At 70.3% G+C, this 13,612-nt stretch carries 13 protein-coding genes and 1 pseudogene; 5 read left to right on the forward strand and 9 right to left on the reverse strand.

Annotated elements, in window-relative coordinates:
- Positions 1 to 32: 32 nt before the first annotated feature.
- Positions 33 to 200, reverse strand: a complete 168-nt coding sequence (locus Aco03nite_RS18695) for a DUF3117 domain-containing protein (protein WP_014447667.1) — start codon at positions 198 to 200, stop codon at positions 33 to 35.
- Positions 201 to 474: 274 nt separating this feature from the next.
- Here Aco03nite_RS18695 and Aco03nite_RS18700 point away from each other — a divergent pair, with 274 nt between their 5' ends.
- Both Aco03nite_RS18700 and Aco03nite_RS18705 read left to right on the forward strand, forming a co-directional pair.
- Positions 475 to 1,266, forward strand: a complete 792-nt coding sequence (locus Aco03nite_RS18700; RefSeq protein WP_203796645.1) for a PaaX family transcriptional regulator — start codon at positions 475 to 477, stop codon at positions 1,264 to 1,266.
- Positions 1,263 to 2,051: an enoyl-CoA hydratase-related protein gene (locus Aco03nite_RS18705; protein WP_203796646.1), complete on the forward strand. Its 789-nt coding sequence runs from the start codon at positions 1,263 to 1,265 to the stop codon at positions 2,049 to 2,051. The genes Aco03nite_RS18700 and Aco03nite_RS18705 overlap by 4 nt, the downstream gene beginning before the upstream one ends.
- Positions 2,052 to 2,057: 6 nt before the next feature.
- On the opposite strand, the gene Aco03nite_RS18710 is transcribed toward Aco03nite_RS18705, so the two are convergent.
- The 5 genes and pseudogenes from Aco03nite_RS18710 to ndhC all read right to left on the reverse strand — a co-directional run bounded on the left by Aco03nite_RS18710 (position 2,058) and on the right by ndhC (position 4,491).
- Entirely contained in the window at positions 2,058 to 2,567 is a 510-nt protein-coding gene (locus Aco03nite_RS18710; protein ID WP_203796647.1) for a hypothetical protein, read from the reverse strand.
- 4 nt (positions 2,568 to 2,571) lie between these two features.
- Complete coding sequence (locus Aco03nite_RS18715; RefSeq protein ID WP_203796665.1) at positions 2,572 to 3,138, reverse strand: DNA-3-methyladenine glycosylase I; 567 nt, start codon at positions 3,136 to 3,138, stop codon at positions 2,572 to 2,574.
- Between the two features lie 5 nt (positions 3,139 to 3,143).
- Positions 3,144 to 3,617 carry an SRPBCC family protein gene (locus tag Aco03nite_RS18720; RefSeq protein ID WP_203796666.1) on the reverse strand — a complete coding sequence of 158 codons (474 nt, stop codon included), beginning with the start codon at positions 3,615 to 3,617 and terminating at the stop codon, positions 3,144 to 3,146.
- 85 nt (positions 3,618 to 3,702) lie between these two features.
- Positions 3,703 to 4,060: pseudogene (locus Aco03nite_RS18725) on the reverse strand (DivIVA domain-containing protein); the annotation flags it as partial.
- A 53-nt stretch (positions 4,061 to 4,113) separates the two neighbouring features.
- The gene (gene ndhC / locus Aco03nite_RS18730; protein ID WP_203796648.1) at positions 4,114 to 4,491 is read right to left on the reverse strand and encodes an NADH-quinone oxidoreductase subunit A; all 378 of its coding nucleotides are present in this window, start codon (positions 4,489 to 4,491) and stop codon (positions 4,114 to 4,116) included.
- Positions 4,492 to 4,624: 133 nt separating this feature from the next.
- Here ndhC and Aco03nite_RS18735 point away from each other — a divergent pair, with 133 nt between their 5' ends.
- Both Aco03nite_RS18735 and Aco03nite_RS18740 read left to right on the forward strand, forming a co-directional pair.
- On the forward strand, positions 4,625 to 6,478 hold the full coding sequence (locus Aco03nite_RS18735) for a 2-oxoacid:acceptor oxidoreductase subunit alpha (RefSeq protein WP_203796649.1): 1,854 nt from the start codon (positions 4,625 to 4,627) through the stop codon (positions 6,476 to 6,478).
- The gene (locus Aco03nite_RS18740; protein ID WP_203796650.1) at positions 6,471 to 7,481 is read left to right on the forward strand and encodes a 2-oxoacid:ferredoxin oxidoreductase subunit beta; all 1,011 of its coding nucleotides are present in this window, start codon (positions 6,471 to 6,473) and stop codon (positions 7,479 to 7,481) included. Before Aco03nite_RS18735 ends, Aco03nite_RS18740 begins: the two co-directional genes overlap by 8 nt.
- Here Aco03nite_RS18740 and Aco03nite_RS18745 read toward each other — a convergent pair.
- Entirely contained in the window at positions 7,478 to 7,906 is a 429-nt protein-coding gene (locus tag Aco03nite_RS18745; protein WP_203796651.1) for a phospholipase, read from the reverse strand. The genes Aco03nite_RS18740 and Aco03nite_RS18745 overlap by 4 nt on opposite strands.
- Positions 7,907 to 8,000: 94 nt before the next feature.
- Between Aco03nite_RS18745 and Aco03nite_RS18750 the strand changes: the two genes are divergently transcribed.
- Positions 8,001 to 9,017, forward strand: coding sequence for a potassium channel family protein (locus Aco03nite_RS18750; RefSeq protein ID WP_203796652.1), 1,017 nt, complete (start codon positions 8,001 to 8,003; stop codon positions 9,015 to 9,017).
- A 404-nt stretch (positions 9,018 to 9,421) separates the two neighbouring features.
- On the opposite strand, the gene Aco03nite_RS18755 is transcribed toward Aco03nite_RS18750, so the two are convergent.
- Both Aco03nite_RS18755 and Aco03nite_RS18760 read right to left on the reverse strand, forming a co-directional pair.
- Positions 9,422 to 12,049, reverse strand: coding sequence for an ATP-binding protein (locus Aco03nite_RS18755; protein WP_203796653.1), 2,628 nt, complete (start codon positions 12,047 to 12,049; stop codon positions 9,422 to 9,424).
- Positions 12,050 to 12,716: 667 nt separating this feature from the next.
- A complete protein-coding gene (locus Aco03nite_RS18760) occupies positions 12,717 to 12,941 on the reverse strand; it encodes an FmdB family zinc ribbon protein (protein WP_203796654.1) in 225 nt (74 codons plus the stop codon).
- Positions 12,942 to 13,612: the final 671 nt, after the last annotated feature.

Here is a 13,612-nt window from a genome sequence, read left to right on the forward strand (position 1 = left end):
GCGGTACCGTACCGGCGGGCTCGCGTGAAACGTCAGCCGGCGATCGACTTCAACGCGTCACCCAGCGCGTTGGCCTCGTCCGGGGTCATCTCCACGACGAGACGGCCACCACCCTCCAGCGGGACGCGCATCACGATGCCACGACCCTCCTTGGTGACCTCCAGCGGACCATCGCCCGTCCGCGGCTTCATCGCCGCCATCTTGTCTCCCCTCAGACCTACGTCAGGGTCGGTGGGTTGCCCCACAGCCACTTGCTCCTGGAATGCCAGCAGCCACGTCACGTGCTCAGCCCCACGCGACGCGGTGCTCGTTTCCGATCGGCGGCCCGCTCGGGCCGTTTCACGTCTTCACGCGTCGCAGCCCACCGTGCCGATCAAACATTTTCCCTGATGAACACCGGCGAACCCAAACCCAGCCCGGGCGGATGTGACAGCGTCTAGCATATCGCCTTTCCTGCTGTCACAATGTGCGGTCATGCAGGCGCGGTCCGCACTCTTCGACCTGTACGGCGACTATCTGCGCGCCCGTGGCTCCCGAGCCCCCGTCTCCGCCCTGGTCAGGCTGCTGACCCCGCTCGATATCGCGGCCCCGGCGGTGCGCACCGCAGTGTCGCGAATGGTGCGACAGGGATGGCTGCATCCGCTGCGTCTCGCCTCCGGACCGGGTTACGTTCTCACCCCGAAAGCCGCGCGACGGCTCGACGAGGCGGCTGCCCGGGTGTACCGGACCGGTCGCGGCGGCTGGGACGGCCGCTTCGACATGATCCTGCTGGGCGAGTCGGCCTCGCGGCGGGAAGTGACCCGCCTCACCTATCTGGGCTACGGCTCGCTGAGTGAACAGGTGTGGGTGGCGCCGCGCGCGTCCGAAGAGGTGGAAACGCTGCTGAGGTCGGCCGGGGTCGGCTTCGAGCGGTTCAGCGCCACGCACACCGCCGGATCGGACAGCATCACCGGGCGAGCCTGGGATCTGGGACGGATCGGGCGGTCGTACGAGGAGTTCGTCGCATCGCTACAGCCGGTTGTCAAAGCCGTTACTCCACGTAGCACCGATGAGGAGGCGTACGCGGCCCGGTTCCGGCTGGTGCACGCCTGGCGCTCGATCGTGCTGGACGACCCGCAACTGCCCGCCGCGCTGCTGCCCAGCGGCTGGCCGGGAGTGAAGGCAGCGAGCTTCTTCGACAAGCACGCCACCCGGCTGCGCCCGGCCGCCGATCGCCATGTGGAACGAGCCCTACGTGGAGTCCGTGTGGGATTCTCGGAGTCATGACCGACTCCCTGCTCGTCGACCGCACCGACGCGGTCGTCACCCTGACTCTGAACCGCCCGGAAGCGATGAACAGCTTCACCGTCGACCTCAAGGAGGCCCTGCGGGACACGCTGGCCTCGCTGGAGAGCGACCGGTCCTGCCGGGCGATCGTGCTGACCGGGGCGGGCGGCGCCTTCTGCGGCGGTCAGGACCTGAAGGAGCACGCCACCCTGCTCGCGTCCGGGTCCACCGATCTGAACACGGTCCCGCTGCACTACAACCCGATCGCACAGCGGCTGGCGAACATGCCGAAGCCGGTGATCGCGGCGGTGCGCGGGATGGCCGCCGGGGCGGGCGCCTCGCTGGCCATGCTCGCCGACTTCCGGATCGGCGGCCCGAGGACCAGCTTCCTGATGGCGTTCGCCAACGTGGGCCTGGCCGGGGACAGCGGCATCTCCTGGTCGCTGCCGCGGATCGTCGGGCACGCCAAGGCGGTCGAGCTGCTGCTGCTCGCCAAGCCGGTGAAATCCGCCGAGGCCGACCGGATCGGCATGCTGACCGAGCTGCTGGAGGACGACGAGCAGGTGCTGCCGCGGGCCCAGGAGCTGGCCGCCCAGCTGGCGGCCGGCCCGACGGTCGCTTACGGCGCGATCAAGCGGGAGCTGTCGATCGCCACCGCCGGCACACTCTCCGACGCGCTGGCGGCCGAGGCGCAGGCCCAGTCGATCTGCGGCGCGACCGCGGACCACTCGGCCGCGGTCGACGCCTTCGTGAACAAGCGGAAGCCCGATTTCCAGGGCCGCTAGTCGCCGCTAGTCCTCGTCCTCGTCCTCCTCCTCGGGGTCCTGGTTCTTCTCGACCCCGAGGACGAAGGCCTGCATCGCCAGCTCGTCACCGGACGGCCAGACGTAGGTGGGCAGCTCGGCGGGGCCCAGCTCCAGCACGTGCGACCAGAACTGGCGCACCGCCTCCGCCGGGTTCACCGCCTCGATCGGCATCGCGACGCTGACCAGCCACGGCTTCTTGTCGGCGGCGCCACCGAGCGCGGCGGCGAACCGCTGGAACGTCGCCTCGTCGATCGGGCCCTCGATGAGCGAGGCCGGCACCGGTTCGTCGAAGGCCCGCCGCAGGTACCACAGCGACAGCTCGCCGCCGTCGGCTTTCTCCACCCGGGCCAGGGCCACGACCTGTTCCTCGGCGACCAGCAGCACCTCGTCACCGATCTCCGCTTTTCCGGAGAAACCAATCGTTACCGCATCATGCTGGAACAACCGCTCGGTCGCCCACTGCCCTTCCGGAATGATCACCACGAACTGAGCCATGGTGTCATCTCATCACGGGCACCCAGCACTCCGTGAGGTGGTCGTCCACCATGCCGGTGGCCTGCATCAACGCGTACGCCGTGGTGGGACCGACGAACTTGAACCCACGCTTCTTGAGCGCCTTGGCCATCGCGGTGGACTCCGCCGTGACCGCCGGGACGTCGGCGCGGGTGAGCGGGCGCGGGCGCTCCGGCGGCGCGAACGACCAGAGCAGCTCGGTCAGCTCCACCCCGGCCGCCACCCGGGCGTTGTGCAGCGCCGCGTCGATCTTCATCCGGTTCCGGACGATGCCGGTGTCGGCCATCAGCCGGACCGCGTCGGCCTCGGTGAACTCGGCCACCGTCGCGATCGAGAACCCGGCGAACGCCGCCCGGAACGCCTCCCGCTTGCGCAGGATCGTGATCCAGGACAGGCCGGACTGGAACGCCTCCAGGGTGAGCCGTTCGAAGAGCGCGTCGTCGCCGCGGACCGGCCGGCCCCACTCCTCGTCGTGATAGACCGCGTAGTCGGGCGTGCTGCCGCCCCAGGAGCACCGGGCCCGGCCGTCCGTGCCCAGGGCGAGGTCCGCCACCGCGGTCACGGCAGGCGGCCCTGCTCGACGAGACGGGCGAAGCGTTTCAGGGCGCCGGTGAACCCCAGTTTCGACCCCGGCCAGAGCACCGGCCAGGCGATCTTCCCGACCGCGCCGGCCGGCAGGTGGAACCACTCGTGCAGGACGATCTGGGTACGGTCGCCGGACATCGCCGTGCACCGCATCGCGCCCGGCCCGCGCAGCACCTTGCCGCAGTGCACGACGCGCAACTCGTACGGCGCGTTGACCTTGACCACCTGGAGCTCGTCGCGCAGCACCGCCGGGCCGATCGCGGTGACCGCCTCGACCAGGCTGCCCTCGCCGCCGTCGCCCTCGACCACCCGGACCCGGGTGAACGGGATCCAGTCGGACTGCCGCTCCCAGTTCATGAACGCGGCGAAGACCTTGGAGGCGGGCGCGTTGACGATCACCGTGGCGGTGAACTCCCCCGGGCCGGCCTCCGCCGCATCGCTGCTCATCGTTTCTCCACCGCTTCCGGCCCGATCTCGATGACCGGGGCGTCCGGCTCCACCGCCTCCACCGCCGGGACCGTGGCGGCCGGGGCGAGCGCCGCCTCCCGGGCGCGGCGGAGCGCGTCGGCCTCCTCCAGGCGGCCCTCGCGCAGGGCGGTGACCTCGGCCTCCAGCACGCCGATCAGCTCACCCTTGTAGCCGATGTCGTAGGCGGCCCGCTGCAGGGCCTGGTCGACCTGCGCCATCCGGTAGCCGCGCAGCACGGTGTCGAACCTGGTCCGGGAGATGTCGTCCTCGCCGAGCGGGCGGTCGCCGGGCAGCGGGATCGCGCGGCCGTCGGGCTCGACCGGGGTCAGGCCGGGGTCGGCCCCGCTCAGCAGAACGGTCACGCCGAAGACGATCGTCGCGACGACGAGAGCCACGACGATGAAGAGCAGAAGCTGACCCATGCGCACGATGTTGACATGTCCGCTTTCCGGTTGCGAGCCCGCCACCCCCGCGGTCAGGTCCAGTGCAGGATCCGCTTACGCCACGCGTAGAGGATGCCCAGGGCCAGCACCGCCACGAAGATCCCCATCTCGGCGATCGCGAGCCCGCCGAAACCGGGGCGATCGAAGATCACCGCCCACGGGAAGAGAAATACCGACTCAACTGCGAAAAGCACATAAAGGTACGCATAGACGTAGTACCGGATCTGCGCCTGCGCCCAGTCCCCGCCGACCGGGTCGATGCCGCTCTCGTACGAGATCCGTTTGCCCACCGGCTCCGCCGGGTTCGCGGGCCGGAGCAGGCGGTTCGCTCCGAACGCGGCCACGAACAGCAGCACCCCGGCGGCCAGCAGCAGACCGAGAAGGGCGTACGAACCCAGGTATCCCGCCACGATCGTGCAGCCTACCGAAGACCACTGGAAGGGCCGCGATCGAATGACTACTGTGGGCAACGGTCCGGGGCCACTTCGTAAGGAGCGGCGACGTAGTGTGGAAGTAACGATCGCGCCTTCTGGAGGTTGAATCGTGGCCGCTCCCGCCAAGCGAGTCGAGCAGCTGGACCGGGTCGTCATCCGATTCGCCGGCGACTCCGGCGACGGCATGCAGCTCACCGGGGACCGTTTCACGTCGGAGACCGCCCAGCTCGGCAACGACATCTCGACCCTGCCGAACTTCCCGGCCGAGATCCGCGCACCGGCCGGCACCCTGCCCGGGGTCTCCAGTTTCCAGGTGCACTTCGCCGACTACGACATCCTGACCCCCGGCGACGCCCCCGACGTGCTGGTCGCGATGAACCCGGCCGCCCTCAAGGCCAACCTGTCCGAGCTGCCGGCCGGCGCCGACATCATCGTCAACACCGACGAGTTCACCCGCCGGAACCTGGCCAAGGTCGGCTATGCGGCCAGCCCGCTGGAGGACGGCTCGCTCGCCGATTTCGCGGTGCACCCGGTGGCGCTGACCACGCTCACCCTCGGCGCCCTCAGCGAGCTGGGGGTCGCGAAGAAGGACGGCGAACGCGCCAAGAACATGTTCGCGCTCGGCCTGCTGAGCTGGATGTACTCGCGGCCGTTCGAGTCGACGCTGCGGTTCCTGGAGCGCAAGTTCGCCAAGCGCCCCGATCTGGTCGCCGCGAACAAGGCCGCGTTCCAGGCCGGCTGGAACTACGGCGAGACGACCGAGGCGTTCGCGGTGCGGTACGAGATCAAACCGGCCCGGATGAGCCCCGGCACCTACCGCAACATCACCGGCAACCAGGCGCTCGCGCTCGGGCTGGTGGCCGCCGCGGTGCGCTCCGGACTGCCGCTCTTCCTCGGCGCCTACCCGATCACCCCGGCCTCGGACATCCTGCACGAACTCTCCAAGCACAAACGGTTCGGCGTCACCACGATGCAGGCCGAGGACGAGATCGCCGCGATCGGGGCGGCGCTCGGCGCGGCGTACGGCGGGGCCCTCGGGGTCACCACCACCTCCGGCCCGGGCGTGGCGCTCAAGGGCGAGACCATCTCGCTGGCCATCGCCCTGGAGCTGCCGCTGGTGATCGTGGACGTGCAGCGGGCCGGGCCGTCCACCGGCATGCCGACCAAGACCGAGCAGGCCGACCTCAACATGGCCCTGTTCGGCCGGCACGGCGAGGCGCCGCTCGCGGTGATCGCCCCGAAATCGCCGTCCGACTGCTTCCACGCGGCGCTGGAGGCGGCCCGGATCGCGCTGACCTACCGCACCCCGGTGATCCTGCTGTCGGACAACTACGTGGCCAACGGGTCCGAGCCGTGGCTGTTGCCGTCCGCCGCCGAGCTGCCCGATCTGCGGGTCACGTTCGCCACCGAGCCGAACACCGACGACGGGCGCTTCCTGCCGTACCTGCGCGATCCGCAGACCATGGCCCGTCCGTGGGCGGTGCCCGGCACGCCCGGCCTGGAGCACCGCATCGGTGGCCTGGAGAAGGCCGACAAGACCGGCGACATCTCGTACGACCCGGCCAACCACGAGTTCATGGTCCGTACCCGGCAGGCCCGCATCGAGGCGATCAGCGTCCCCGAGGTGGACGTCGAGGACCCGTCCGAGGACGCGGGCGTGCTGGTCCTCGGCTGGGGTTCCACCTACGGCCCGATCGGCGCCGCCTGCCGGGCGCTGCGCCAGCGTGGCCTCTCCGTCGCCCAGGCGCATCTGCGGCATCTCGCGCCGCTGCCGGCCAACCTCGGCGCGGTGCTCGCCGGCTACGACAAGGTGGTCGTCCCGGAGATGAACCTGGGTCAGCTCGCCGCGGTGATCCGCTCCCGATATCTCGTCGACGTGGTTCCGTTCAACCAGGTCAGCGGCCTGCCGTTCACCGCCGGGACGCTGGAGAGCATGCTCGAGGACGTGGTCAAGAATGGCTGAGACGGTCGCCGTGAAACTCACCGCCAAGGACTTCAAGTCCGACCAGGAGGTGCGCTGGTGCCCCGGCTGCGGGGACTACGCGATCCTCGCCGCGGTGCAGCAGTTCATGCCCGAGCTGGGCCTCCCCCGGGAGAACATCGTGTTCGTCTCCGGGATCGGTTGCTCGTCCCGGTTCCCGTACTACATGAACACCTACGGGATGCACTCGATCCACGGGCGGGCCCCGGCCATCGCGACCGGGCTGTCCGCGTCCCGCCCCGACCTGAGCGTCTGGGTGGTGACCGGGGACGGCGACGCGCTGTCGATCGGCGGCAACCACCTGATCCACGCGCTGCGGCGCAACGTGAACATCAAGATCCTGCTGTTCAACAACCGGATCTACGGGCTCACCAAGGGGCAGTACTCACCGACCTCGGAACTCGGCAAGATCACCAAGTCGACGCCGGCCGGGTCGGCGGACTCGCCGTTCAACCCGCTGTCGCTGGCCCTCGGCGCGGAGGCGACCTTCGTGGCCCGGACCATCGACTCCGACCGCAAACACCTGCAGTCGGTGCTGCGGGCCGCCGCGGCGCACGAGGGCTCGGCGTTCGTCGAGATCTACCAGAACTGCAACATCTTCAACGACGGCGCCTTCGAGCTGGTCAAGGACCCGTCGACCCGGGACGAGCACCTGATCCGGCTGGAACAGGGCGAGCCGATCACGGTCGGCGGCCTGAACGTCGTGCACCCGGAGGGCAGCTTCGGCCTGAAGGTGCAGGAGGGCGGCACCCCGATCGTCCACGACGCGACCGTGGAGGATCCGGCGTACGCGTTCGCGCTGAGCCGCCTCTCCGGCTCCGATCTGGGCACCACCCCGATCGGCGTCTTCCGCAACGTGCAGCGCCCGTCCTACGACGAGATCGTCCGCAAGCAGGTCCACGACGCGAAGGCCCAGGCCACCGGCACCCCGGACCAGATGCTCGACGACCTCCTGAACACCGGCGACACCTGGACCATCATCTAACTCCGGTACGCCGTCGGCGGGATCAGGCGGACCGTCTCGAAGTAGGTGAAAGCGGTGGCGTTGCAGAAGGGCTGGGCGGACAGGCGGCGGGCGTCGCAGATGCGGCGCAGGTCGGCCCGGAAGACCTCGTCCAGGCGTTTCTTGTGCCGGGGCAGGGTGGTCCGGTAATTGCGGTAACCGAAGTCGTGGTGGCGGCACGCGTCGGCGAAGTCGAACCCGAACGGCTTCTCCGGGGCCCTCGTGCACCTGTCGGTGGACCAGTCGAAGCGGTAGGCGGACCAGCGCTCGCGGTCGGCCCGGGCGGCTTTCCACGCGGCGGTGCTCTCCGCGGTCGGCCGGGTCCACCGGGCCAGCACCTCGGCCCGGTCGGCGGGCACCGGGAGCATCGTGGACAGGACTGCCGCCACGGTCATTACCAGGGGCATGTGTGATCTCCGCGAGCGGCCGGGGCGTGGATGTGATGTCCTACCGATGAGAGCTCAAGCTTGACGGTTAAGGTGATCGCGTGCAGGCCGTTCCATGATTCATCTACCTGTGGTCCGTCAGGGACCGTTGAGGGCCCTCGGGGTCCGGCTGTTGATGGCGTGTTCCCTGGTTCTGGTCGCGGTCGCGGTGATCTATTCGGACCGCGACGGCTATCGGGACGTCAACGAGGACGGGCTGACCCTGCTCGACTGCTTCTACTACGCGGTCGTCTCGCTCTCCACCACCGGCTACGGCGACATCACGCCGGCGACTCAGGGCGCCCGCCTGGTGAACGTCCTGTTCATCACGCCCGCCCGGGTCCTCTTCCTGATCATCCTGGTCGGTACGACACTGGAAGTGCTGACCGACCAGTACCGCAAGGGCCTGCGCGTCGCCCGGTGGAGGAGCAAGTTGAAGGACCACGTGATCATCTGCGGTTACGGCACCAAGGGCCGGGCCGCGGTCGCCGCGCTGCTGGAGACCGGGTACGAGAAGAACCGCATCGTCATCGTCGAGAACCGTGAGGGTGGCGTCCGGCAGGCCCGGGCCGGCGGTTTTGTGGTGATCGAGGGTGATGCCACCCGCTCGGCGGTGCTGAACGAGGCAGACGTGAAAAATGCCAAATCGGTCATCATCGCGACTGATCGTGACGAAGCCTCGGTTCTGATCACCCTCACCGTCCGCCAGCTGACCGCCGGCCAGGTCCGGATCATCGCCGCGGTCCGCGAGCAGGAGAACGCGGCGCTGCTCAAGCAGAGCGGCGCCCACCACGTGATCGTGTCGTCGTCCACGGCCGGCCGCCTGCTGGGCCTCACCACGACCGCGCCGCCGCTGATCGACGTCGTCGAGGACCTGCTCACCCCCGGCCAGGGCATGGCGCTCGCGATGCGCTCCGCGGAACGCGCCGAGGTCGGCCGCAACCCCCGCGAACTCGTCACCCTGGTGGTGGCGCTGATCCGCCGCGGCAAGGTCCTCCCGCTGGGCGGCGAGCAGGCGGTCACCATCGAGACCGGCGACCTGCTCGTCTACATCCGCGACGACGAGTCGGTGTCCAACGGGGTCTCGGTCTAAAAAGCACCCCTCTTCTGGTACGCCACGCGGCTCCACAACCGCAGTCGGCCCGCGCTGTCCCGTCACGCGCGGCCGGCGGTCCGCACGGCCGACCCGCGACCGCCGGGCCGGACGCGGTGGTCACCGGAACGGGGCGCGCGTTCTTCAGCGGTGACAGCTCTCGGCGCGAGTCAGGCCTGGAGTCGCCCGGGCGGTTCGCCGAGATCGGTGTCACCGCACGCGTTCGCGTGACCCACTGCCAACGGTTCGCACTGCCCGTGACCACCGCAGCGGCTCGCGCTGCCCGGGACCACCGCATACGCCCGGCGGTCGCGGGTCGGCCGTGAGGGTCGCCCACCTCGCGTGACGGGACAGAGCGTGCCGCCTGCGGCTGTGGGGCCGTTTGGCGTACCAGAAGAAGAGGTTTATCGGATTATCTGGGCGAAGCGGACGGCTCCGTTTTCCAGGTCGGGGTGTTCGACCGCCAGCGCCATCGCGACTATCCGGTCGAAGCCCAGCCCGGCGCCGTCGGCGTAGGCCTCGTCGAACGCGGCGTCACCCAGGAACTCGCGCAACGACGACTGGCGGGCGGACCAGAAGGCGCCGAACGATTCGGTGCGCCGGGCACCGCACGCCGCCTCGGCGCCACCGAACAGGACCGTCGCGGTCGCCGGATCGCCGCCGGAGGCGCAGCGCACCGCGATCGCGGCCACCGCGTCGGCGGCGGCACCCCGGAAACCGTGCCGCAGGCGGGAGCGCAACGCCACCACCAGGTGATCGTGGGCGGCCACCAGGTCACCCCGGCGGAGCGCCACCATGCCGAGCAGCCAGTCCACCGTCCGGCGGCCACGATCCTCGGGACGGGCCGCCTCCAGATGACGGGCCGCGCCCAGCAACTCGGCGGCCTCGGTGAGCGCCTCGCGCCGCCACAACAGCTCGGCCAGGGTCAGCACGGCCGGGAACGCCGCGTTCGGCACGCCGGAGCGTTCCGCCTCGGCTATCACCTGACGACACTCGCTCTCGGCGTCCGGATCGTCGCTGGACAGCGTCAACCGGACCGCGCGGACCCGGACCAGCAGCGCCGGATCCCCGGCACCACCGGCCTCGGACTCGGCGCGGGCCAGGAAACGTTCCCGCTCGGCCCGCTCGTCGGCCAGCCCGGCATGCACCAGATAGGCCCGCGCCAGATCCGCGGCGGGAATCCGGTCCTCGGTGGCCGACAGGTGCCGGTACAGCACGGCCAGCAGCTCACGACCCTCACGGCGGGCGTCGTCGTGTTCCCGCCACCACGGTTCCAGCGCCGCGGCCAGCCGCAGACCGGCCGGCACGTCACCGGAGGCCGCGGCCCAGCGCAACGCCGCCTGCCACTCCGGCACCAGCGGGCCCAGCTCGGTGAGCGACACCGTCCGCACCTGGTCGTCGGCGTCCACCGCGGCCCGGTCCAGCGCGTGCAACGCCCAGGTCAGGTGACTCGCCCGGGACTCGGGTTCGTCACCGACCGCCGCCAGCTGGCGCAGCGCGTACGCCCGGACCTGATCCGACATCCGGTAACTCGGACCGGGCGCCACCTCGACCAGCGACTTGTCGGCCAGCTCGGAGAGCGCCCCGAGCGCACCCGGATCACACCACTCCACCGTCGACAGATCGACCGGCCCGGCGAACACCGCGAGCCGCCGCAACAGACCCGCGGCCCGGCCACCCAGCGTCCGGTACGACCAGGCCAGATTGTTGGCCAGACTCGCGTGCCGGCCGTCACCGGCGGCATCGTTGTCCAGCGCGCCCAGCGGATCGTCCAGACGGCGGGCCAACTGCTCGGCGGGCAGCAGCCGCAACCGGGCGGCCGCCAACTGGATCGCCAGCGGCGACCCCTCCAGCCGGGCCGCCAACCGGGCCAACTGCTGGTCACCGTCACCGGGGCGACCGCCCTGTGCCGCCGCCGCACGGTCCCGGAGCAGCGCGAACGCGTCCGCCGGAGCCAGCGGCGGAATCCGCCACACGGTCTCCCCCGGCAACGCCAGCGGCGCCCGGCCGGTGGCCAGCACATCCAGCCGGCGGCACCGGCTGAGCAGCCGGTGCGCCAGCGTCGCGGTCAACGCCGGCGCGGCGTCACAGGTCTGCACGATCACCAGCATCCGGCGCTCGGCGCAATGCTCCACCACCGTGTCGATCATCGGCCGGCCCGGTTCCGGGCGCAGACCCAGAGCGGCGGCCAACGCGACCGGCAGACCCTGCGCCGCGGTCGCGGCATCGATCGTCCACACCCCGCCCGGGTACGCCGAAAGCAACTGCTCGCCCACCGCGCTGGTCAACCGGGTCTTACCGGAGCCGCCCGGGCCGACCACCGTGACCAGGCGATTCCGGCTGATCAGCTCGGCCAGCTCGGCGGCCTCGGCCCGGCGCCCCACGAACGGGCTGTGCTCGGCCGGCAGATTGTGCCGCGGCGCCTGACCCGTCCGCGGGCGCGGGAACTCCCGCTCCAACCCCGGCGCGATCACCTGGAACAGCCGCTCGTCGTCGTCGAAACCCCGCAACCGGAACGCGCCCAGATCCACCAGATCCACGGTGGCCAGCGTCGCCGCGGCAGCCGTCGAACCCCCCGACAGCGCGGCATAGGTGGCGGTCACCGCCAGCGCCGTCGCCTCCGAACACAACACCTGCCCGCCGTGCGCCGCCGCCGACACCCGGGCCGCACGGTGCACCTCGGCGCTCGCGTACTCCTGACCGATCGGGACCGCCCGGCCGGTGTGCAGTCCCATCCGGACCAGCGGCACCGCGTCATGCCGCGGCCAGTCGTGAGCGGACAGACGCCGCTGCGCCTCCACACACGCCGCGAGAGCCGCGTCAGCGTTCGAGAACGCCACGAAAAAGGAGTCACCCTCCGTCAGGAGTTCAACACCGTCAAAGTCTTTGAATACGCTGCGTAGCACTGTTCGATGCGCATTGAGAACACTGCGGTACGCCTCACCGAGCATCCGGGCAAGCCGCGTCGAGCCCTCGATGTCGGTGAACATAAAGGTCACCTGGCCACTGGGTAGCTCGATCCGTCCCGACACGGTGGAACCTCCGCCCCCTTCTGGGAAGTCGCGACTCATGCTGCCGTATCTCTGCGTTACCACCCATCGTAGAAACGGACGGTAATCACTTGCCCGTCGCGGCCGACCCCTTTCGGAGGACGTGCTGATCGAACATCGACCGGCGGCACACGGGACTACGCGTCTCGTAACGAAAGAGATCGAACGCGGAAACGCCGTCCCGAGCCAAAACCGCCAGGGCGGCCGGGTGTACCCGTAAGAGGCAATCGGATCAGCACCCGCAGCAAGGAGAAAGTCACCGGCCGAAGTCGACAGTGATCACCATGCTCGCGGAGCCACTCCCGTTCGGCAGGCAATTCCCAGCTTCCGCCGTCCGGTTTCCGCCGCCCGGGTGCGGCCGCCCGGTATCCACCGCCCAGGGCTCCACCACTCGGGCTCCGCCGCCCGGCCGACCTTCACGCGGGCAGGTCTGGCGCGGCTCACGGTGGCGCGGCCAATCTTTGCGCGGCCCCACCTCGGCGCGGCCGGCATTGGCGCGGCCAGCATTGGCGCGGCCAGCCTTGCTGTGATCAGTTTTGGTGCGGCCGACCTTGGTGCAACCTGCCTGGTGCGGCCAACCCTGATGCGGTCGGCATCGGCGAGTCGCGCGGCCGGGTGGGGCGCGGTCGCGCGACTCGAGTGAGCCGGGTCAGCAGCAGCCGCCACCTCCGCAGCAACCGCCGCCTCCACCTCCGCCGGCTGCCGGGACGACCGGGGCTGCCCCTCCGCGACCGGTGACGGCGACTGTGGACAGCAATTTCACGGTGTCCCCGTGGCCCTCCGGACAGGTCGCCGGATCGGCGGCCTGACTCATCGGGCGACTGACCTCAAAATTGGCGCCACAGGCGCGGCAACGGAACTCGTAACGCGGCATCAGACCAGCGTAGGACCCCTACCGCAAACCGTTCACAGGACGTTGTCCACAGGGTCTCCACGGCATCCCCGATTATGGTTTCCGGCGGGTAGGGTCGACCCGTGGCGGAGGCACGGAAAGACTCAGAAGAGCAGCCATCCCCGGCACCGCATCAGGGCGGCCCGCTGGGGAGTTCCGGCGCCGCTCCGGCCGTTCCCCCCACCAAGCCGAACACCCCACCCACCACACAAAGCGATCCCCCCGCCGCCTCAGGCGATCCACTCACCGCGCCAGACAATCCGTCCAGCACGCCGAGCGATCCGCCCACCGCCTCAGGCGATCCGCTCACCGCGCCAGACAATCCGTCCAGCACGTCAGGCGATTCGTCCAGCACGTCGAGCGATCTGCCCGCCGGGCCAGGCGCTCCAACCAGCACGCCGAGCAGTCAGACGGCCGGGGCTTTCCCGCCGCTCACGCCACTCCCGCCGACCACGCCGTTCCCCGTCGGAAAGTCGTTCCCGGCCGCGGCCCCAGAGTCCGTCGCCGACGCACACGCCGCCGCCGATACAAGCCCGAGCGCTGGCACTGGAACTGGCAGCGACACGGATGCCGTGCAGAGCACGGACGGCGAGTCAGACGGATCCAGCGGCCTGGACAAGACCGGTAAGCCGAGCGGATCGGACACCTTGGCC

The organism is Actinoplanes couchii (assembly GCF_016862075.1).
Classification (GTDB): domain Bacteria; phylum Actinomycetota; class Actinomycetes; order Mycobacteriales; family Micromonosporaceae; genus Actinoplanes; species Actinoplanes couchii.

Coding starts and splice junctions, on each gene's coding strand:
- Aco03nite_RS18695 (WP_014447667.1), bottom strand. CDS start 200: ATGGCGGCGATGAAGCCGCGGACGGGCGATGGTCCGCTGGAGGTCACC.
- Aco03nite_RS18700 (WP_203796645.1), top strand. CDS start 475: ATGCAGGCGCGGTCCGCACTCTTCGACCTGTACGGCGACTATCTGCGC.
- Aco03nite_RS18705 (WP_203796646.1), top strand. CDS start 1,263: ATGACCGACTCCCTGCTCGTCGACCGCACCGACGCGGTCGTCACCCTG.
- Aco03nite_RS18710 (WP_203796647.1), bottom strand. CDS start 2,567: ATGGCTCAGTTCGTGGTGATCATTCCGGAAGGGCAGTGGGCGACCGAG.
- Aco03nite_RS18720 (WP_203796666.1), bottom strand. CDS start 3,617: ATGAGCAGCGATGCGGCGGAGGCCGGCCCGGGGGAGTTCACCGCCACG.
- Aco03nite_RS18740 (WP_203796650.1), top strand. CDS start 6,471: ATGGCTGAGACGGTCGCCGTGAAACTCACCGCCAAGGACTTCAAGTCC.
- Aco03nite_RS18745 (WP_203796651.1), bottom strand. CDS start 7,906: ATGCCCCTGGTAATGACCGTGGCGGCAGTCCTGTCCACGATGCTCCCG.
- Aco03nite_RS18750 (WP_203796652.1), top strand. CDS start 8,001: ATGATTCATCTACCTGTGGTCCGTCAGGGACCGTTGAGGGCCCTCGGG.
- Aco03nite_RS18760 (WP_203796654.1), bottom strand. CDS start 12,941: ATGCCGCGTTACGAGTTCCGTTGCCGCGCCTGTGGCGCCAATTTTGAG.